The following is a 19990-nucleotide window of genomic DNA, read 5'->3' on the forward strand; positions in this document are numbered from 1 at the left end:
AGCCATGGCCCATCCCGCGCCCCCCCGCAAGCCCGCCGCCGACGCGGGCGCCTCGCCACAGGCTGGCGCCGCCCGCCCCTACCGCCTCGGTATCCTGGGCGGCACCTTTGATCCGCCCCATGTCGGGCACCTGGCGCTGGCCCGGCTGTGCATCGACCATCTGGGCCTGGACGAGCTGGTGTGGATTCCCACCGGCCAGTCCTGGCAGAAGGGCGACGACGTGACCCCGGCCGCCGACCGCCTGGCGATGACCCAGCTGGCTGCCGCCGCGCTCGGCGACAGCGGCGCCAGGATCCGCGTCAGCCGCATGGAAGTGGATCGCGCCGGCCCCAGCTACACCATCGACACAGTGCGCCAGCTGCGCGACGAATACGGTCCCGAGGCCTCGCTGTGCTGGCTGATGGGTGCCGACCAGCTGCTGCGCCTGCACACCTGGCATGGCTGGCAGGAACTGTTCGCGCACGTGCACTTGTGCACTGCGACACGGCCGCGCTTTGCGCTGGAGGCGCTGGAGGGTCCGGTGCTGGCCGCGCTGGCCGAGCGCCAGGCCGACACGCACCTGATACAATGCACGCCCTCCGGCCGGATGTGGATCGACCAGACGCTCGCCGTCGACCTCTCTTCCACCCATCTGCGCCAGCGGCTGGCGGCCGGCCAGCCGGCAGATGACCAACTGCCGCCCGGCGTGGCACACTACATTGCCAGCCACGGGCTGTACCGCAACGCCCCGGCCCGGGCATGACCAGGGTTGCACCGACCCCGGCGCCCACCCCCAAACCGATCTGAGCTGAACAAGAAGACACCCATGGATATTCGTAAACTGCAACGCGCCATCGTCGACGGGCTCGAGGATGTCAAAGCGCAGGACATCAAGGTGTACGACACCAGCCACCTGACGGAACTGTTCGACCGGGTGGTGATTGCCAGCGGGACATCCAACCGGCAGACCAAGGCGCTGGCAGCGTCGGTGCGGGATACGGTGAAGGAAGCGGGCGGCCATATCGTGGCGGTCGAGGGCCTGGAAACCGGCGAATGGGTGCTGGTCGACTGCGGCGATGCCGTGGTCCACATCCTGCAGCCGCAACTGCGCCTGTACTACAACCTGGAAGAGATCTGGGGCGACAAGCCGGTGCGCATGAAGCTGGCCACCGGTGCCCGCAGCCTGGCCAAAGCCAGCGAGCCAATGGACGAAGACGAGGACGAGGCCCCGGTGCGCACCGTGCGCCGCGCCAGCAACCTGCGTCCGGCGCTGGCGCGCCTGCCCGAAGGCATGAAGGAGCCGTCGCCGCCGATGGGCCACGAGGACACCGACGCGGACGCCATCGCCACCATCCGCAAGCCGGCCCGCAAGAGCGCCGCCAAGACGACGGCGAGCAAGGCCACCGGCACGCGCGCCGCCGCGCCGCGCAAGAGCGCCGCCGGCACCACCGCACGCAAGACCGCGACCAAGACGGCCACCAAGACCGTAGCCAAGAAGGCGCCTGCCAAGAAAGCACCCGCCAAGACCGCCGCAGCCAAGCCGGCCGCGCGCAAGCGCGCCACCCGCTCGGCCTGAGCCCGGTGCGCGGCCGTTGGGCGTCAGTCCGGCGGCCGTGCTGCCCCACCGCCCCACCCCATCGCCTGACCCATGCAACTGGTGATCGTGGCTGTCGGCCACAAGATGCCCGGCTGGATCGAAGCCGGCTTCAGCGAGTACGCCAAGCGCATGCCGCCCGAGCTGCGCATCGAGCTGCGCGAGGTCAAGCCAGAGACCCGCTCCTCCAGCAATAACGCCGCCACCGTGATGCAGCGCGAAGCCGCGCGCATCGAGACGGTGCTGGGCAGCCTGTCGAAGCAGTGCCGCATCGTCGCGCTGGACGAGCGCGGGCGCGACTTCACCACGGTGCAGCTCGCCGCGCAGCTGACCGACTGGCAACGCGAGGGCGGCGACGTGGCCTTCCTGATCGGCGGCGCCGACGGGCTCGATCCCGCGCTCAAGACCCGCGCCAGCACGCTGATCCGGCTCTCCAGCCTGACCCTGCCGCACGGCATGGTGCGCGTGCTGCTGGCCGAACAGCTGTACCGCGCGTGGTCCGTCACGCAGAACCACCCCTACCATCGGGCCTGATTCCACTGATTCCCGGCCGCCGCCGGAAGGCCCCTGCCGCGATGCCCGACACCCTGCACGACTACCTCTATCTCGCCTCGCAAAGCCCGCGCCGGCGCGAGCTGCTGACCCAGCTCGGCGTGCGCTACGAACTGCTGCTGGCCGACGACGATGAAGACGCCGAAGCGCTCGAAGCCGTGCTGCCCGGCGAGACTCCCGACGACTATGTCCAGCGCGTGTGCGCGCTCAAGGCCGAAGCCGCGCTGCGCCGCCGCGAACGCCGCGCGCTGCCGGACGCGCCGGTGCTGACCTCGGACACCACGGTCTGCCTGGGCGGCCGCATTCTTGGCAAACCCGCCGACGGCGCCGACGCCGCGGCCATGCTGGGCGCGCTCGCGGGCACCACCCATCGCGTGCTGACCGCGGTGACGGTGGTGTCGACCACGGGCATGCGCCATGCGCTGTCGGTTTCCGAAGTCACCTTCCGCCCGCTGCAGCCCGCCGAGATCGAGCGCTACGTCGCCAGCGGCGAGCCGCTGGGCAAGGCCGGCGCCTACGGCATCCAGGGCCGCGCGGCCGAGTTCGTGGCGCGGATTGCAGGCAGCTATTCAGGTATCATGGGCTTGCCCTTGTTTGAGACGGCCGCGTTACTTCGCCAGGCCCGCCTTCAGTTCTGAGCCGCGGCCTCCGTGCCCAGACAAGACCCGGCCCCCGCGCCGGGCCAACCTCTACAGCCGGGCCACCGGCGACGCGTTTCACCGCTATGACTGAAGACATACTCGTCAACATCACGCCCCAAGAGACCCGCGTCGCCATCGTGCAGCAGGCCGCCGTCCAGGAACTGCATGTCGAACGCACGCTCACGCGCGGGCTGGTCGGCAACATCTACCTGGGCAAGGTGGTGCGCGTGCTGCCCGGCATGCAGTCGGCCTTTATCGACATCGGCCTGGAGCGCGCCGCCTTCCTGCATGTGGCCGACATCTGGCATCCGCGCGACCCGGACCGCAACAACACCACCCCGCAGCTCGCCATCGAGAAGACCCTGTTCGAGGGCCAGGCGCTGATGGTGCAGGTGATCAAGGACCCGATCGGCACCAAGGGCGCGCGGCTGTCGACCCAGGTCAGCATCGCCGGGCGCACGCTGGTGTACCTGCCGCAGGACCCGCATATCGGCATCTCGCAGCGCATCGAGGGCGAGGTCGACCGCGAGGCGCTGCGCAGCCGCGTGCAGGGGCTGGTGCCCGCCGACGAGCGCGGCGGCTTTATCGTGCGCACCATCGCCGAGGAAGCGACCGACGAGGAACTCGGCAACGATATCGCCTACCTGCGCAAGATCTGGGGCGCGATCCGCCAGAACGCCACCACCCTGCCCGCGCCCAGCCTGCTCTACCAGGACCTGAACCTGGCCCAGCGCGTGCTGCGCGACTTCATCAACGACGCCACCGGCGTGATCCAGATCGACTCGCGCGAGAACTACCAGATGCTGCTGGAGTTCGCCAAGGAATACACGCCGGCGGTGCTGCCCCGGCTGTCGCACTACACCGGCGAGCGGCCGATCTTCGACCTGTTCAATATCGACGCCGAGATCGAGAAGGCGCTGTCGCGCCGGGTCGACCTGAAGTCGGGCGGCTACCTGATGATCGACCAGACCGAGGCGATGACGACCATCGACGTCAACACCGGCGGCTACGTGGGCGCGCGCAACTTTGACGACACCATCTTCAAGACCAACCTGGAGGCGGCCCACACCATCGCGCGCCAGCTGCGGCTGCGCAACCTCGGCGGCATCATCATCATCGATTTCATCGACATGGAGAACGCCGAGCACCGCGACGCGGTGCTGTCCGAGCTCAAGCGCGCGCTGTCGCGCGACCGCACCCGCATCACCGTCAACAGCTTCTCGCAGCTGGGGCTGGTCGAGATGACGCGCAAGCGCACGCGCGAGTCGCTGGCGCATGTGCTGTGCGAACAATGCCCGGTGTGCCAGGGCAAGGGCCAGGTCAAGACCCCGCGCACGGTCTGCTACGACATCCTGCGCGAGATCATGCGCGAATCGCGCCAGTTCAACCCGCGCGAGTTCCGCATCCTGGCCTCGCAGGAAGTGATCGACCTGTTCCTGGAAGAAGAAAGCCAGCACCTGGCGATGCTGGGCGACTTCATCGGCAAGCCGATTTCGCTGCAGGTGGAATCGACCTTCCACCAGGAGCAGTACGACATCATCCTGATGTGAAGCGGCCGGCGCGCTTTTTTTCGCCGCGTTTACCGCCACCATGGCAAGACAGCCCGCCAACTGGCGGGCTGTCTTGCTTTACGGCCGGATCACCACGTGCGGGCTGATCACCAGCGCCGGTTCGGGCTGGTAATACACCGGCGGCGGTGGCGGCGGCTGGTACACCACCGGGCGGTCCTTGCACTTGCGCTCTTCCTTGTACTCGCCGTTGTCCTTCCACTTGCGCTTGATCTTGCAGTTGCCGACCCAGAATTCTTCCTTGTAGTCGTCGCCTTTGTGATAGCGGCCATGGTGCCGCCCATAGTAACGGTCATCGTCGTCCCAGTCGTCATCGGCATGGGCGGTGGCACAGAAGGTGCCGAGGAGCACGGGCAGGACCACGAGGGATACCAGGAGACGGGGCTTCATGTCGGAACGGGCAAGAACAGGTTGGGGCGAGGCTAGCACGCGCGCGCGCACTGCAGTGTTTCAAGCTGTTTAATTACGTAACTGCGAACGTAAGCGCGAACGTAAGTGCGAACGTAAGCGCGATGCATCGACGGCGCTTGTCCGATGGCTGGCGCACGCGGGGATTCCGGACTCGGTAATGGCCCTAGCCCATTTCCGTTTGCCATCCGCTATAACTAAACGAAGGTAGTCAGCGGCCTTCGCACGGAGGCCGCTCCCGGCTGTCCGCGCGAGCCGTTCGGGCGCGCATGGCCGTTCGGCAAGCAAGGAGTCCGGCATGAACGCCACGAACCATGGGGCCTGTGTGCTGGCCCTCCTGTTATCGGTGGCGTGCGCGCCATTGCCGATCGCCAGGCGCGCGCCGGCGCCGCCGCCCCAGGCCAGGGTCGAAGTCCCCGAGGCGCCCAAGGAGCGCGCCACGCCGATCGCGCCCAAGGCCATCAACATTGCCGCAGCCTGCAAGCGCACCGAGGAAGACGGCTTCCGCGAAGACGCGCTGATGGACGTTACCGCCAACGAGGTGCGCGCGCTGAAATGGAAGCTGTGGGTATCGCGGCGCGGCAGTTGCGAATTCAACCTGGTGCAGTTCCGCCAGGTCCGCGCGACCCCGCACATCGAGCTGCAGGCGATCGACGGCAGCCAGTGCAAGCTGCTGGTCTGGCAGGATCCGCGCCGCGTCACGCTGGCGCATAACCGCTGCGAGAAGTACTGCACGCCCGGCATCTACGAGCAGGCGTGGCCAGTGCTGTTCGATCCCAAGAGCGGTGCCTGCGCCGAAGTGCGCTGAGCGAAGTATGCGGAACCACCCGGCGCTGCCGCACCGCGGCGCCGCTACTTCGCCTTCGGCACCCGGCCCATCAGGTAGAACTCGTCGTTCGGGCGCATGCCGATGGTATTGGCCATGCGGTTGGACAGGCCGAAGAACGCGGTGATCGCGGCGATATCCCAGGCATCCTCGTCGGAAAAGCCGTGCGCGCGCAGCGCCTCGAAATCGGCCTCCTCGATTTCATGCGAGGCCGTGCAGACCTTCATGGCAAAGTCGAGCATGGCGCGCTGGCGCGGCGGGATGTCGGCCTTCAGGTAATTCACCGCGACCTGGTCCGCCACCAGCGGCTTCTTCTCGTAGATGCGCAGGATCGCGCCATGCGCCACCACGCAGTACAGGCACTGGTTGGCGGCGGACGTGGCCACCACGATCATTTCGCGCTCGCCCTTGGTCAGGCCGCCGTCCTTGAGCATCAGCGCATCGTGATAGGCAAAGAAGGCGCGGAACTCGTCGGCACGGTGCGCAAGCGCCAGGAACACGTTGGGAACGAAGCCGGCTTTTTCCTGGACTTCCAGCATGCGCGCGCGGATATCGTCAGGGAGGTCGGCCAGCGCCGGGATGGCGTAGCGGCTGATCGGGAATGCCGTGTCAGACATGGTGGTCTCCGGTTGGATTGGCGTCATCGTCGTGAGGCTTCTGCACCAATACTAACGGATTGCGCGCAAGCCGGCGGGCCGCATGTCGACCATCCATCGCACGGACAGATGCCGGCCGGATCAGGCATACTACGCACCTTCCGAACCAGGCGGGCCCCTGACCGCGCTACTGTTCCCGATGAAACGTATTCTCATCGTCAAGCTGACTTCGCTCGGCGACATGGTGTTCACCCAGCCGCTGGTGGCTGACCTGCAGCGCGCCTTTCCCGGCGTCAAGATCGACTGGATCGCCGACTCCTACTGCGCCGACGTGCCGCGCTGGAACCCCAACATCGACCGTGTGATCGCCGCGCCGCTGCGCGGCTTCAAGAAGGCGCGCAACTGGGCCGGCCTGCGCGAGATCTTCACTGCCCTGCGCGCCTTGCGCCGCGAGAAGTACGATGCGGTGCTGGACGTCCACGGCGTCTACAAGAGCGCCATCGTCACCTTCCTCGCCCGCACCCGCCATCGTTACGGCCTGCCGGTCCAGGAACTGGGCGAGAGCGGCGCAAGCTTCGCCTACAACCATGTGTTTCAGCCGTTCGTGGAAGAGGACTGCGCGCGCAACCGCATGCGCCGCGCCGTCAGCCGCGCACTCGGCTACGAAATGACCCGCGAGATGGACTACGGCCTGGAAATGCCGGCCGACACGCCCGCTGCCGCCGGCAAGGGTCCCTATGCGATGCTGTTCCACGCCACTTCCAGCGAAGAAAAGAAGTGGCCGGTGGCCGACTGGATCTGCGTCGGCAGCGCCATCTCGGCGCGCGGCCTGCGCGTGCTGGTGCCCTGGGGCAATGACGCCGAGCGCCTGGAAGCCGAGACCATCGCCGCCAGCGTGCCCGGCGCCGAGGTGATGCCGCGCCTGAGCATCACCGGCGTGGCGCAGATGGTGGGCAAGGCGTCGCTGGTGGTCGGCATGGACACCGGCTTCGTGCATATTGCCGACGCGCTGCGCCGGCCGACGGTGATCCTGTTCACCACCACCTCGCGCCACCTGTACGGCGTCGATGCGCCCGGCCGCGCGGTGTCGCTGGGCGGCGGCGGCGTGGTGCCGCAACGGGCCGAAGTGCTGGCAGCCATCGACGAAGTGATGCCGCAGGTCATTTCGACCAGCTGATCTCGCCGCCAGGGCGACAAAAAAAGGGCCGGTGCAAATGCACCGGCCCTTTTTGCTGGATGGTCCGCAACCGCCTAATGGCTGGCAAACTGGATCCGGTGCAGCCCGGCGTACAGGCCATTGGCCGCCAGCAGCTGCGCGTGGGTGCCGGTCTCGGCGACGCGGCCATGGTCGAGCACGGCGATGCGGTCGGCATTCTCGATGGTCGACAGCCGGTGCGCGATCACCAGCGTGGTCCGGCCCTTCATCAGCTCCTCCAGCGCCGCCTGCACCTGGCGCTCCGATTCCGAGTCCAGCGCCGAGGTGGCCTCGTCCAGGATCAGGATCGGCGCATCCTTGTACAGCGCGCGCGCGATCGCCAGGCGCTGGCGCTGGCCGCCGGACAGCTTCATGCCGTTGTCACCGATATTGGTCTGCACGCCCTCGGGCAGGCCCTTGACCGTTTCCGTCAGGTAGGCCGCCGCCAGCGCGCGTTCGACGCGGTCCATGTCGATCTCGCTGTCAGGCTGCGCGCCATAGGCCACATTGGCCGCGACCGTGTCGTTGAACAGCACCACGTCCTGGCTGACGAAGGCGATCTGGTTGCGCAGGTCCTTGAGCGCCAGCTCGGTCAGCGGCACGCCGTCCAGCAAAATGCGACCGGAGGTGGGATCGAAGAAGCGCGGCACCAGGTTGACCAGCGTGGTCTTGCCGCTGCCCGACGGCCCCACCAGCGCCACCACCTCGCCCGGGCTGACGCGCAGGTCGATGCCTTCGAGCGCGGCGCGCGGCGCCTCGCCGTAGCGGAAGCCGACCTGCTCGAAGGCCAGTTCGCCGCGGGCTCGGGCGAGCGGCTTGCCGCCGTCCTGCGGCTCGACCGGTTCGTCGATCAGCCGGAAGATCATCTCGGCGGCGGTAATGCCGCGCGTCAGCGGCTGGTTGATGTCGGTCAGGTGCTTGAGCGGCGAGATCAGCAGCAGCATCGCCATCACGAAGCCGGTAAAGCCGCCCACCGTGGTCTGGTTGGCCTGCGCCTGCACCATCGCGATGGTGATGATCACCGACAGCGCCAGCGCCGCCAAAAACGCCGTGACCGGCTGGTTCAGCCCGCCCGCCACCGCCATGCGCATCGAGTAGTTCTTGAGCCGCTCGGCCACGGTGCGGAAGCGCCGCAGTTCATAGGCCTCGCCGCCATGCAGCTTGACCACCTTGTAGCCGCCCACGGCCTCTTCGACCACATAGGCGGCATTGTTGGTATAGGTCTGGTGATCGCGGTTGAGCTTGCGCAGCCGGCGGTTGATCTTCGACATCAGGTAGCCGATCACCGGCAGGATCACCGCGACGATCAGCGTCAGGCGCCAGTTGGTATAGAACAGGTAGATCAGCAGCGCGACCACGGTCAGCGAATCGCGCACCAGCGTGATAAACACGCTGGTCAGGATCTGCAGCACCTGGTTGACCTCGAAGATCACCGCGTTGATCAGCGACGCCGCGGTATTGCGGTGGTAGAACGACGCCGGCGCCTGCAGCAGGCGCTCGAACATCTGCAGCCGCATCTTCAGCAGCACGCGGTTCGAGATCAGGTTGAGCAGGTAGCCCGAGGCAAACTGCGCCACGCCGCGGATCAGCGCCACGCCGGTCAGGATCGCCGGCACATGCCACAGCGTGCCGGCGTAATCGCCGCCGAAGCCCTTGTCGAGCAGGTCGTTGACGACCTTGGGGATCACCCCTTCGCTGGCGGCCACCACCGCCATGGCGAGGATGGCGCCGATAAAGATGCGCAGCTCGGGGCGCAGGTAAGACCAGAGCCGGCTGGCCATGCTGGACGGCACGGCGGCACCTGGCGAGATGGGCGGTTTGGATGTGGTCACTGGATTTTCTTCTGGATGATGGCGGCGTTGCGGCACCGTGGCGTGGCGCTAGCCCGGCCGCTTCTGGCGCGCGACGCGCAGGAAGGGCCTGACGAAGACCTGGAACAGGAAGCGCTGGTAGACATAGCGGCGCAGATAATAGCCGACACTGCGGCGCGCCTTGTCGGTGGCGTCGAGGTCGGCGCGATGCGTTTCCAGCGACGAGGCCTCGGCCAGTTCGGTCAGGCCGATGCAATACGGGACCACGGCACGGACCGACACCAGCCCGCGCCGCTCGAACGCGGACCAGTAGTCGGCAGCGCACCAGGTCGGCTGCAGCCCCGCCACCAGCCGCTCGGCCGCGGCACGGGTGACGACATAGCCATGCGCGCGCCACCATTCGCCATAGCGTCGCACCAGCTTGCGTTGCGGGCCCAGCGGCCTGGTGCCCCAGCGGGTGAACTTGTCGACATGCGACAGCAGCACGACCTCCGGGCGGGCCGGGTCCATCTGGGACGCCAGCGCCTCGAGCACCGCCGGCACGTCATCGCCCAGCAGTGCATCGTCTTCCAGCACCAGCGCCAGGCTGGCCCCGTCCTCGAGCATCTTGCGGTAGACCCCCAGATGGCTCAGCGCGCAGCCGATCTCGCCGCGGCTCATCGCGCGGTAGCTGGTGCTGGCGGCCTGCGCGTCGTAGCGGCGCGCGACCTCTTCCTCGGCCAGGGCGCGTCCGTTCACGGCGGCAAACACCTGGAACGGCACGCCCAGGCGCATCAGCTGGCCGGCAATGCGCTGGCGACGCGCCTCGGCGCTTTCGAGATTGATCACATAGGCGCCGATCATGCCGCCACCGCCGATGCGTCCTGGCCGATCCGGCGCCGAAGGGGGATCGATGCGGCGGAGATCGATGCGGCACATGCCACCAGGGATAAAACCGTTTCCATCCCTGCGAATCGGGACCAATGTGCTCGTGTCATCAAGTTGGCAACTGAGATCTGGGCTTCGGCGCGCGCGGCGCGCACCGGCAAATCGAAGGCAGGCGGCTGCGGGGCCACTGCGCCGGTGCGGTAGAATACGCGCTCTTCCATCAGCGCCCGGCTGGCGGCGACGCCGGCGGCCTGCCGGTCTGGCCCGGACGGGGCGCGCCCCTACGTTCCATGAAAGTCTCCGCCGTCATCATCACCAGGAATGAAGCTCACAATATCGGGCCATGCCTTGAAAGCGTGTCCTGGTGCGAAGAGGCGATTATAGTGGATTGGGCCAGCACGGACGACACGGTGGCGATCGCGCGTGCCGCCGGCGCCACCGTGATCCAGACCGAGGACTGGCCGGGTTTCGGCCCGCAGAAGAACCGCGCGGTCCAGGCCGCCAGCGGCGACTGGATCCTCAGCCTGGACGCCGATGAACGCGTCACCCCCGCGCTGCGCGACGAAATCCTGAACCAACTGCAGCACAACGACGCCCAGGCGCTGGCGCTGCCGCGCCTGTCCGCGTTCTGCGGCACCTTCGTGCGCCACGCCGGCTGGTATCCGGACTACGTCACCCGCGTCTTCCGCAAGGGCCGCGGCCGCTTCACCGACGATCTCGTGCACGAACACCTCAAGGTCGACGACCCGGTCGCGCGGCTGCGCGAGCCGCTGGTCCACTACAGCTACCGCTCGCTGTCGGACGTGCTGCGCAAGATCGACAGCTATTCCAGCGCCGGCGCGCAGCAGGCCTATGCCCGTGGCAAGCGCAGCTCGGTCGCGTCGGCGGCGGGCCACGGCCTGTGGGCGTTCGTGCGCACCTACCTGCTCAAGCGCGGCTTCCTCGACGGCGGCGCCGGCTTCGGCGTCGCGCTGATGAATGCGCAGGCCAGCTACTACAAGTACGCCAAGCTGGCGCAGCTGCACGCCGCGGCCGAAAACAAGGCCGCCGGCTGAAGCGCCCGACGCGGCCGCGCGCCGCCCCACCCTTATCTTCTCGATCGATGAAAGTTGGCATCTCCTGCAATCGCTTCGGCGCCGGCGGCGGCCTGGAGCGCTATGCGCTCGACATCAGCCGCGCCATGGCGAAGCGCGCCGGTACCGAGGTCTCGGTCTACGCGCGCCGCTTCGACGCCGGCGTGGCGGCGTCCGCCGGGGTTGCCGAGCATCGGATCGTGGTGTCGTGGCTGCCGGGCAAGCTGCGCGACCGCTATTTCTCGTGGCGGCTGCAGGGGCTGCGCGATGCCGGCGAAGTGCTGATCGGCTGCAACCGCGTGCGCGGATCCGATATTGCCATCTGCGGCGGCACGCATCGCGGCTATCTCGCCGCGCGCGGCACGCCGGCGCGGCGCTCGGACCAGTGGCAAATCGATCTCGAAAGCGCGCAATATGCCGGCGCGCATCGCGTGGTGGCGCATTCCGCGCTGATGCGGCGCGAAGTGATCGAGCTGTACGGCATCGCGCCCGAGCGCGTCGAGCTGGTCTACCCGCCGGTCGACACGCGGCGCTTCACGCCGGTCGATGACGGTGCGCGCGCCGAGCTGCGGCGCGAATTCGGTTTCGGCGACGACGAGATCGTGTTCCTGTTCCCGTCCTCGGGCCATGCGCGCAAGGGCTTCGACCTGCTCGCCGATTATTTCTCGCGCTCGGACCTGCCGATCACGCTGGCGGTGGCCGGCCGCCCGGTCGGGCGCACCATCGCGCGCGTGCGCGAACTGGGCTACAGCAACCGCATCGACGCGCTCTACCGCGCTGCCGACTTCACCATCCTGGCATCCGGCTATGAACCGTTCGGGCTGGTGGGGGTGGAATCCGTGCTGTGCGGCACGCCGCTGGTGTTTGCCGACAATATCGCCTGCCTGGAAGTGATCCGGCCACAGGCCATGCACGCGTTCTCGCGCGAACGCAGCGAGACCCTGGACCATGCCATCCGCGCGGCGGTGGCGTCGGTGCGCAGCGGCCAGGCGCGGCTGGCGAACCCGCTGGCGCTGCTCGACTACGACCCGGGCATCGAGGTCCATGTCGACACCCTGCTGCGGCTGGCCGCCGACGCGCGGGGCGCCGCCTGATGCAGCACCCGACGCAAACTCCGGCAGCGCTTATTCGTAGACCGTGCTGACGGCGTCCGCCGACAGCACCTGGCGCAGCGCGGTCAGTGCCTCGTCGGAAGGCACCACCTGCCAGTCGGGGCCGAGCATGGCCTCGCAGCTGGCGGACTTCGCCTCGTAGCGGATCCGCACCGGCAGGCCCTGCGCGCCGCTGGCGCGCGCGAGGTGGGGCATCAGCAGCTCGCGCAGCATGCCGGTCGAGGAATTGCCATTCATCGACAGCCGCACCGCGCTGGCAAAGCGCACCCGCGCGGCGACCAGATCCATCACCGATTCGGCGGTGAAGCGAACGCCGCCGGTGAAGGTATCGTGGCGCGCATTGCCGGTGGCAATCAGCAGTTCGTCCTCGCGGAACATCTGCCGGTTGGCGTCGAAGACCTCGTTGAACACGGTCATCTCGACCAGGCCGGTGCCGTCGTCGAGCGTCACGATCAGCATCTTGCCGCGCTGGGTCATCTGCGTGCGCATGCCGCTGATCACGCCGGCAATGGTCTTGCCGCGCACGTCGCGGCCGAAGCCGCCGCCGTTGCCCTGCACTTCCTTTTCCAGCCCGGCCAGCGTGCCCTTGTTGAAGCGGCGCACCTCGTCGCGGTAGGCATCGAACAGGTGGCCCGAGAAGTAGTAGCCAAGCGCCTGCTTTTCTTCCTGCAGCGTGCGCTTGGGGCTCCAGCGCGGCTCGTCGAGCAGCTCCGGCCGGTGCGCGTCGCCGGCGTCGCCCATCAGGTCGAACAGCGATACCTGGTTGGCGGATTCGGCCTTCTGCTCGGCGGCTTCCATCGCGATCGGCACCGAGGCGAGCAGCTGCGCGCGGTTGTCGTTGAGGCTGTCGAAGGCGCCCGCGCGGATCAGCGCCTCGATGGTGCGGCGATTGACCTGGCGGCGGTCGACCCGCTCGCAGAAATCGAACAGGTCGGTGAAGGGCCGCTCCTCGCGCGCGCGCAGGATGTCTTCGATCGCGCCCTGCCCGCTGCCCTTGATGCCGCCCAGGCCGTAGCGGATGGTCCTGGGATCGGTCGGCGCGAAGCGGTATTCGCTGGCGTTGACGTCCGGCGGCAGCACCGCGATCTTGTTGAGCTTGCAGTCCTCGTAGAGGATCTTGACCTTGTCGGTGTCGTCCATGGCCAGCGACATGTTGGCTGCCATGAATTCGGCCGGGTGATGAGCCTTGAGCCACGCGGTGTAATAGGCCAGCAACGCATACGCAGCCGCGTGCGACTTGTTGAAGCCGTAGCCCGCGAACTTCTCCATCAGGTCGAAGATGTCGTCGGCCTGCTGCGCGGACAGCCCGTTCTTGTCGGCGCCCTCGCGGAACATGACGCGGTGCTGCGCCATTTCCTCGGGCTTCTTCTTGCCCATCGCGCGGCGCAGCAGGTCGGCGCCACCGAGCGAGTAGCCGCCGATGATCTGCGCCATCTGCATCACCTGCTCCTGGTAGACCATGATGCCGTAGGTCTCTTTCAGGACGGGTTCGACGCGCGGATCGGGATACTCGACCTTCTCGCGGCCGTGCTTGCGCGCGCAGAAGCTGGGGATCAGGTCCATCGGGCCGGGACGGTACAGCGCCACCAGCGCGATGATGTCCTCGAAGCGGTCAGGCTTGGCATCCTTGAGCATGCCCTGCATGCCGCGGCTTTCCAGCTGGAACACGGCGACCGTGTTGGCGGTCTTGAGGATGTCGAAGGCGGGGCCGTCGTCGAGCGGGATCTGGCTGCAGTTCCAGTCGGACTTGCTCGGGTCGAGGCGGCGGATATAGCGCTCGGCCCAGTCGAGGATGGTCAGCGTGGTCAGGCCCAGGAAGTCGAACTTGACCAGGCCGGCGGCCTCGACGTCGTCCTTGTCGTACTGGCTGACCACGCCGCTCATGCCGTCGTTCTGCGCGCCCTGCGTGTACAACGGGCAGAAGTCGGTGAGCCGGCCGGGCGCGATCAGCACGCCGCCGGCGTGCATGCCGACGTTGCGGGTCATGCCCTCGACGCGCTGCGCCAGCTCCAGCAGCTGGCGCACTTCTTCCTCGTTGCGCTCGCGCTCGGTCAGCAGCGGCTCTTCCTTCTTGGCCTCTTCGATGGTGACCAGCTTGCCCGGCTTGAACGGGATCAGCTTGGCGATGCCATCGACAAAGCCGTAGCCCAGGTCGAGCACGCGGCCCACGTCGCGCACCGCGGCCTTGGCCGCCATGGTGCCGAAGGTGGCGATCTGCGACACCGCGTCCTTGCCGTACTTCTCCTTCACGTAGGTAATCACGCGATCGCGGCCGTGCTGGCAGAAGTCGATGTCGAAGTCGGGCATCGAGACCCGTTCCGGGTTCAGGAAACGCTCGAACAGCAGCGCGTACTTGAGCGGGTCGAGGTCCGTAATGCCGAGCGCATACGCCACCAGCGAACCCGCGCCCGAGCCGCGGCCCGGGCCTACCGGCACGCCGTTGTTCTTGGCCCAGTTGATAAAGTCCGCCACGATCAGGAAGTAGCCGGGGAAGCCCATCTTGATGATGGTGCCGGTCTCGAACTCCAGCCGTGCATAGTACTCCGGGCGCTTGGCCTCGCGCACCGCCTCGTCGGGAAACAGCACCGCCAGGCGCTTCTCCAGGCCGTCCTTGGCCATGAACACGAGGTAGTCGTCGAGCGACATGCCGTCCGGCGTCGGGAACAGTGGCAGGCGCGGCTTGCCCAGTTCCAGCGTCAGGTTGCAGCGGCGCGCGATCTCGACCGCGTTCTCCAGCGCCGAGGGGATGTCGGCGAACAGCGCGCACATCTCGTCCTGGGTCTTGAAGTACTGGTCGGTGGTGAAGCGCCGCGTGCGACGCGGGTTGGCCAGCAGTTCGCCCTCGGCGATGCACACGCGCGCCTCGTGCGCGGTGTAGTCGTCGGGCGTCATGAACTGCACCGGATGCGTCGCCACCACCGGCAACTGCAGCGCCGCCGCCAGCTGCACCGCCTGCTGCACGTAGGCATCGGTGCCGGCGTGGCCGGCACGCTGCAGCTCGATGTAGAAGCGCTGCGGGAACACCGCGGCCCAGTGCTGCGCGGCGCGGCGCGCGCCTTCGGCATTGCCATTGGCGAGCGCCATGCCGATATCGCCGCCCATCGCGCCCGACAGCGCGATCAGGCCCGTGGCCAGCGGCAGGTCATCCTCGCCCGGTTCCAGGAACCACGACGGATCGATCTCGGCGCGGCCGCGATGCTGGTTGCCCAGCCACGCGCGCGACAGCAGCATGCACAGGTTCAGGTAGCCGCGCCGGTCCTGCACCAGCAGCAGCAGGCGCGCGGGCTTGTCGCGGTCCTCGGCATTGGTCAGCCAGACGTCGGCGCCGACCACCGGCTTGATGCCCTTGCCGCGCGCTTCCTTGTAGTAGCGGATCAGCCCGAAGGCGTTGGCAAGATCCGTCAGGGCAAGCGCGCCCATGCCATCGGCGGCGGCGGCCTTGACGGCATCATCGAGGCGGACGATGCCGTCCACGACGGAGTATTCGGAATGCAGGCGGAGGTGTACGAAGCGGGGTGCGGACATGGGCGACATTGTACCGGCTCGGCCCGCGGGCATGCCGCCAATGTTGCGTGCCACGCGAGCCGGCGCGCCGCGGCGCATAGCTGATCGGCGTGCTGGGGAATGCGCCGCGGGAAGCTTGCGCGCACGCTATAATTTCGCCTTTCCAATCAGGCAGTTATCGCAGGCTGTCGGCGCCCCTCGGGAGCCGCCGCGGCGGCGCAGTGTCCCATGCAGATCGTCAATATTTCCGCTTACAAGTTTGTCTCGCTGGACAACATCGAGACCCTGCGCCCGGCCATGCGCGAGCGCTGCGAGGCGGCGGGCCTGAAGGGCACGATCCTGCTCGCGCCGGAAGGCATCAACATGTTCCTGGCCGGCCCGCGCGCAGCCATCGACGGCTTCATGGCGTGGCTGCATGCCGATGCGCGCTTTGCCGATATCGCGCCCAAGGAAAGCCTGTCGGACCACCAGCCCTTCAAGCGCATGCTGGTGCGCGCCAAGAAGGAAATCATCACCATGAAGATGCCGCTGATCCGTCCCGAGGCGGGCCGCGCGCCGTCGGTGCGGCCGGTGGACCTGAAGCGCTGGCTGGACCAGGGACACGATGACGAAGGCCGTCCGGTGGTGATGCTGGATACGCGCAATGATTTCGAAGTGGCGGTCGGCACCTTCGCCGACGCGGTCGAGTACGACATCGCCAAGTTCAGCGAATTTCCCGACGCTGTCGCCGCGCACAAGGCCGAGCTGGAAGGCAAGACCGTGGTCTCGTTCTGCACCGGTGGCATCCGCTGCGAGAAGGCCGCGATCCACATGCAGGAAGTCGGCGTCGAGCGCGTCTACCAGCTCGAGGGCGGCATCCTGAAGTACTTCGAGGAGGTCGGCAGCAGCCACTATCGCGGCGACTGCTTCGTCTTCGACTACCGCACCGCGCTGAACCCGAGCCTGGAGCCGGCCGGGCCCAAGCAATGCTTTGCCTGCCGCGCCGTGGTCACGCCCGAACAGCAGCAAAGCCCGCACTATGTGGTCGGCAAGAGCTGCCCGCACTGCATCGGCGGCAAGGACCGGGCCGCCGCCTGAGGACTGCGCACGCGGCTCAGGCCGCCAGCAGGTGGTAGAGGTTGCGCAGCATGCCGGCGGTGGCGCCCCAGATAAAGCGCTGGCCGCCGTTGTCGCGCGGATAGGGCATGGCGTAGAACATGCGTTCGCCGTCGACCCAGCGGAACAGGCGCCGCTCATGGTGCGACGGGTCCATCAGGAAGGCCAGCGGCACTTCGAAGACATCGGCCACTTCCGAGGCGTCCGGCCGCAGCGTAAAGCCATCGCGCACCAGGCCCACCACCGGGCTGACGTGGAAGCCGGTGCCGGTGATGTAGTCCGGCAGCGCGCCCAGCACCTCGACATAGTCGCGGGCCAGTCCCACTTCTTCTTCAGTCTCGCGCAGCGCGGTGTCGATGCGGTTGACGTCCCACGACTCCTGCCGCCCACCGGGAAAGCTGATCTGGCCGGCATGCGCGCTGAGATTGGCATTGCGCTGCGTCAGCAGCACCGTCAGGCCATCGCTGCGCTCGACCAGCGGCACCAGCACCGCGGCGTCGCGCAGCCCGCGGCTGCGATCGTAGACCCGTGATTCGTCGGTCAGCTCCGGAGCCCACGCCGGCGGGGCCTGGAAGCGGTGCCGGATAAAGTCGACCTGCAGGCGCGGCGCGCTCAGCGCACCGTTGCGCAGGTCGGTATCGATGACGGGAAGGGATTCGGGATCGAAGGCGGGACGCATAACATCGCAAGTATGACAGAAGCGCGCCATCTGGCGCCGCAGCAAAGCACGGCGGTGGACCCGCGCGACCATGCAAAAAGGGCACCCTGAGGTGCCCTTCCTGAGGAAACGCTGGCCGGGTTGCCCCGGCCGGCATGTCCAGCTTACTGTGCAGCAGCCTTGGCAGCGACAGCAGCTTTCGACACCAGCTTTTCCTTGATACGTGCGGACTTGCCCGAACGCTGGCGCAGGTAGTACAGCTTCGCGCGACGCACGTCGCCACGGCGCTTGACTTCGATGGCAGCGATCAGCGGCGAGTACAGCTGGAACGTACGCTCCACGCCTTCACCCGACGAGATCTTGCGCACGATGAAGGACGAGTTCAGGCCGCGGTTGCGCTTGGCAATCACGACGCCTTCGTAGGCCTGCACGCGCTTGCGGTTACCTTCGACCACGTTGACGCTGACGACGACGGTGTCGCCGGGCGCGAATGCGGGGATGGTCTTGTTCGCGGTCAGGCGCGCGATCTCTTCCTTCTCGATCTGTTCGATGAGGTTCATCGTTTCTTCTCCGTAACCATCGTGCCGGCGTTGTATGCCCCAGGATGTCCCGGGCCCCGGCAGAGGATGGGGTTTTACCTGGCGGGAGTTTCCCCCCGCCCTTCCTTCGCCGCCCATTCCGACAGGAACTTCTCGTCGGCACGGGTCAGCAAACCTTGTTCGCGGGCCGCCTCGATCAGGTCGGGACGCTTGCTCGCGGTATTGGCCAGCGCCTGCTGGCGCCGCCATTTTTCAATCTCGGCATGATGGCCCCCGAGCAAAATGTCGGGGACCCGCACGCCTTCATATTCTTCCGGCCGGGTGTAATGCGGACAATCCAGCAGGCCATTGACAAAACTATCCTGCACCGCCGACTGCGCATCGCCCAGCACGCCGGGCAGGTGGCGCACCACCGCGTCGATCAGCGCCATCGCCGGCAGTTCGCCGCCCGACAGCACGAAATCGCCGAGGCTGATTTCCTCGTCCACGCGGCGGTCGATCAGCCGCTGGTCGATCGCCTCGTACCTGCCGCACAGCAACACCAGGCCCGGCCGCTGGGCCAGCTCCATGACCTTGGCATGCGTCAGCGTCTGGCCTTGCGGCGACATCAGCACCACATGCGGCTTCGGTACGCCGGCTTGCGCCTGCGCCGCCACCGCGGCATCGATCGCATCGTCCAGCGGCTTGGCCAGCATCACCATGCCGGGACCGCCGCCATAGGGCCGGTCATCGATGGTGCGGTAGTTGTCGACGGTGAAATCACGCGGATTCCAGCTGCGCAACGCATACCGCTGCTGCTTGGCCGCCCGGCTGGTAATGCCCCAGTCGGTCAGCGCGCGAAACATTTCGGGAAACAGCGTGATCACGTCGAACTGCATCCGCTCTCTCCCATCCTTGTTTCACACTGCGTCACACCTGCGCAGTCACTGCTCAGTAATCGAGTCCCCAGTCCACCACGATGCGCTTGCCGGCGGTATCCACCGTGCGCAGGAACGCGTCGACAAATGGAATCAGCCGTTCGCCGGCCTTGCCGTCGGGCTGCACGAAGGCAACCTGCAGGATCTGGTGGGCACCGTTGTCGATCAGCCCGGACACTTCGCCCAGCAACTCGCCTTGCTCGTTGCTGACGCTGCAGCCGATCAGGTCGACCCAGTAGAACTCATCGTCTTCCGGCGCCGGAAAATCCGCGCGCCGGATCCACACGCGACGGCCACGCAGCGCTTCCGCAAGATTGCGGTCGGCCACGCCGGCAGCCTGCGCCACCACGGTACCGCTGTGCTCGCGCGACTGCGCGATCTTCACGCAGACGGGCCCGGCGCGTGCCGCATCGGCCGCCACCAGCCCCGCCTGCGGCGGGCTCAGCAGCCACCAGCGGCGGGCGTGCAGCAGCGCCGACGCATCGTCGGCATGCGGCTGGACCTTGATCCAGCCACGGATACCATAGGCAGCGCTGACATAGCCCACCTCCACCAGGTCCTCCGGCAGGGGCTCGGCATGCAGCAGCGCTGCGGGCAGCCTGAGCGCCTTGGCCGGCTCGCCCTGCGGTCGGTTCATGGACCGGTTCAGCGGCGGCCGCGTCGGCCGCCCGGCGTCCTGCTTTCGCTCGGTCACGTGTGCGCGTGGTCCAATGCAAACGCGCCCCGCCGGTTAAGGCAGGGCGCGTTGCAAGCGGCAATCAGGCAGCAGCCTTGGTGCCTTGCTTGACCAGGCGGGCAACGGTCGGCGACAGCTGCGCGCCAACGCCTTGCCAGTAGGCCAGGCGGTCTTGCGACAGGCGCAGGCCTTCTTCACCTTCGGCTGCCAGCGGGTTGTAGAAACCAACGCGCTCAATGAAACGACCATCGCGACGGTTGCGCGAGTCGGTGGCGACGATGTTGAAGAACGGGCGCTTCTTGCTGCCGCCGCGAGCCAGACGGATAACGACCATGGAATGAGTCCTCAGAAAACGGGGTGTTCAAGGGCGTTCGAACAC

At 67.4% G+C, this 19990-nt stretch carries 21 protein-coding genes; 10 read left to right on the plus strand and 11 right to left on the minus strand.

Annotation, left to right across the window (positions count from 1 at the left end):
- The first annotated feature begins 4 nt into the window (after positions 1-4).
- The 5 genes from MKD38_RS02135 (at position 5) to rng (ending at position 4316) form a co-directional block, all read left to right on the plus strand.
- Complete coding sequence (locus MKD38_RS02135; protein ID WP_252674436.1) at positions 5-742, plus strand: nicotinate-nucleotide adenylyltransferase; 738 nt, start codon at positions 5-7, stop codon at positions 740-742.
- 63 nt (positions 743-805) lie between these two features.
- Entirely contained in the window at positions 806-1555 is a 750-nt protein-coding gene (gene rsfS, locus MKD38_RS02140) for a ribosome silencing factor (protein WP_252674437.1), read from the plus strand.
- 72 nt (positions 1556-1627) lie between these two features.
- Positions 1628-2107: a 23S rRNA (pseudouridine(1915)-N(3))-methyltransferase RlmH gene (gene rlmH, locus MKD38_RS02145; protein ID WP_252674438.1), complete on the plus strand. Its 480-nt coding sequence runs from the start codon at positions 1628-1630 to the stop codon at positions 2105-2107.
- A gap of 41 nt (positions 2108-2148) precedes the next feature.
- Positions 2149-2763, plus strand: coding sequence for a Maf family protein (locus MKD38_RS02150; protein WP_252674439.1), 615 nt, complete (start codon positions 2149-2151; stop codon positions 2761-2763).
- A gap of 86 nt (positions 2764-2849) precedes the next feature.
- Positions 2850-4316: a ribonuclease G gene (gene rng / locus MKD38_RS02155; protein ID WP_111518973.1), complete on the plus strand. Its 1467-nt coding sequence runs from the start codon at positions 2850-2852 to the stop codon at positions 4314-4316.
- Between the two features lie 78 nt (positions 4317-4394).
- Here the strand turns inward: rng and MKD38_RS02160 are convergent, their stop codons facing one another.
- Positions 4395-4724, minus strand: coding sequence for a hypothetical protein (locus MKD38_RS02160; RefSeq protein ID WP_252674440.1), 330 nt, complete (start codon positions 4722-4724; stop codon positions 4395-4397).
- Positions 4725-5040: 316 nt separating this feature from the next.
- Between MKD38_RS02160 and MKD38_RS02165 the strand changes: the two genes are divergently transcribed.
- A complete protein-coding gene (locus MKD38_RS02165) occupies positions 5041-5550 on the plus strand; it encodes a hypothetical protein (protein WP_252674441.1) in 510 nt (169 codons plus the stop codon).
- Between the two features lie 44 nt (positions 5551-5594).
- Here MKD38_RS02165 and MKD38_RS02170 read toward each other — a convergent pair whose 3' ends face one another.
- Positions 5595-6185, minus strand: a complete 591-nt coding sequence (locus MKD38_RS02170) for a peroxidase-related enzyme (RefSeq protein ID WP_252674442.1) — start codon at positions 6183-6185, stop codon at positions 5595-5597.
- Positions 6186-6363: 178 nt separating this feature from the next.
- Between MKD38_RS02170 and waaC the strand changes: the two genes are divergently transcribed.
- Positions 6364-7341 (plus strand): lipopolysaccharide heptosyltransferase I, encoded by a 978-nt coding sequence (gene waaC / locus MKD38_RS02175; RefSeq protein WP_252674443.1) that lies wholly within the window; start codon positions 6364-6366, stop codon positions 7339-7341.
- A 74-nt stretch (positions 7342-7415) separates the two neighbouring features.
- Here the strand turns inward: waaC and msbA are convergent, their stop codons facing one another.
- The 3 genes from msbA to MKD38_RS02190 all read right to left on the minus strand — a co-directional run bounded on the left by msbA (position 7416) and on the right by MKD38_RS02190 (position 10258).
- The gene (gene msbA, locus MKD38_RS02180; RefSeq protein WP_252674669.1) at positions 7416-9140 is read right to left on the minus strand and encodes a lipid A export permease/ATP-binding protein MsbA; all 1725 of its coding nucleotides are present in this window, start codon (positions 9138-9140) and stop codon (positions 7416-7418) included.
- A gap of 99 nt (positions 9141-9239) precedes the next feature.
- Positions 9240-10013 carry a glycosyltransferase family 25 protein gene (locus MKD38_RS02185; protein ID WP_252674444.1) on the minus strand — a complete coding sequence of 258 codons (774 nt, stop codon included), beginning with the start codon at positions 10011-10013 and terminating at the stop codon, positions 9240-9242.
- Positions 10010-10258, minus strand: a complete 249-nt coding sequence (locus MKD38_RS02190) for a hypothetical protein (protein WP_252674445.1) — start codon at positions 10256-10258, stop codon at positions 10010-10012. The genes MKD38_RS02185 and MKD38_RS02190 overlap by 4 nt, the downstream gene beginning before the upstream one ends.
- Positions 10259-10327: 69 nt before the next feature.
- On the opposite strand from MKD38_RS02190, the gene MKD38_RS02195 reads away from it, so the two are divergent.
- Positions 10328-11092 carry a glycosyltransferase family 2 protein gene (locus MKD38_RS02195; RefSeq protein ID WP_252674446.1) on the plus strand — a complete coding sequence of 255 codons (765 nt, stop codon included), beginning with the start codon at positions 10328-10330 and terminating at the stop codon, positions 11090-11092.
- A gap of 47 nt (positions 11093-11139) precedes the next feature.
- Positions 11140-12204, plus strand: coding sequence for a glycosyltransferase family 4 protein (locus tag MKD38_RS02200; protein WP_252674447.1), 1065 nt, complete (start codon positions 11140-11142; stop codon positions 12202-12204).
- A 30-nt stretch (positions 12205-12234) separates the two neighbouring features.
- Here MKD38_RS02200 and dnaE read toward each other — a convergent pair whose 3' ends face one another.
- Entirely contained in the window at positions 12235-15747 is a 3513-nt protein-coding gene (dnaE, locus tag MKD38_RS02205) for a DNA polymerase III subunit alpha (protein ID WP_252674448.1), read from the minus strand.
- A 207-nt stretch (positions 15748-15954) separates the two neighbouring features.
- Here dnaE and MKD38_RS02210 point away from each other — a divergent pair, with 207 nt between their 5' ends.
- Entirely contained in the window at positions 15955-16803 is an 849-nt protein-coding gene (locus MKD38_RS02210; RefSeq protein ID WP_252674449.1) for a sulfurtransferase, read from the plus strand.
- Positions 16804-16819: 16 nt separating this feature from the next.
- On the opposite strand, the gene MKD38_RS02215 is transcribed toward MKD38_RS02210, so the two are convergent.
- From MKD38_RS02215 to rpsP, 5 genes are all read right to left on the minus strand, one after another.
- Positions 16820-17500: a CoA pyrophosphatase gene (locus tag MKD38_RS02215; protein ID WP_115706312.1), complete on the minus strand. Its 681-nt coding sequence runs from the start codon at positions 17498-17500 to the stop codon at positions 16820-16822.
- Between the two features lie 143 nt (positions 17501-17643).
- Positions 17644-18039 (minus strand): 50S ribosomal protein L19, encoded by a 396-nt coding sequence (gene rplS / locus MKD38_RS02220; RefSeq protein ID WP_252674450.1) that lies wholly within the window; start codon positions 18037-18039, stop codon positions 17644-17646.
- A gap of 74 nt (positions 18040-18113) precedes the next feature.
- Entirely contained in the window at positions 18114-18896 is a 783-nt protein-coding gene (trmD, locus tag MKD38_RS02225; protein ID WP_252674451.1) for a tRNA (guanosine(37)-N1)-methyltransferase TrmD, read from the minus strand.
- A 52-nt stretch (positions 18897-18948) separates the two neighbouring features.
- The gene (gene rimM, locus MKD38_RS02230) at positions 18949-19572 is read right to left on the minus strand and encodes a ribosome maturation factor RimM (RefSeq protein WP_252674452.1); all 624 of its coding nucleotides are present in this window, start codon (positions 19570-19572) and stop codon (positions 18949-18951) included.
- A 121-nt stretch (positions 19573-19693) separates the two neighbouring features.
- Complete coding sequence (gene rpsP / locus MKD38_RS02235) at positions 19694-19945, minus strand: 30S ribosomal protein S16 (protein WP_111518953.1); 252 nt, start codon at positions 19943-19945, stop codon at positions 19694-19696.
- Positions 19946-19990: the final 45 nt, after the last annotated feature.

This window comes from Cupriavidus sp. WGlv3, from assembly GCF_023952475.1.
Taxonomy (GTDB): domain Bacteria; phylum Pseudomonadota; class Gammaproteobacteria; order Burkholderiales; family Burkholderiaceae; genus Cupriavidus; species Cupriavidus phytorum.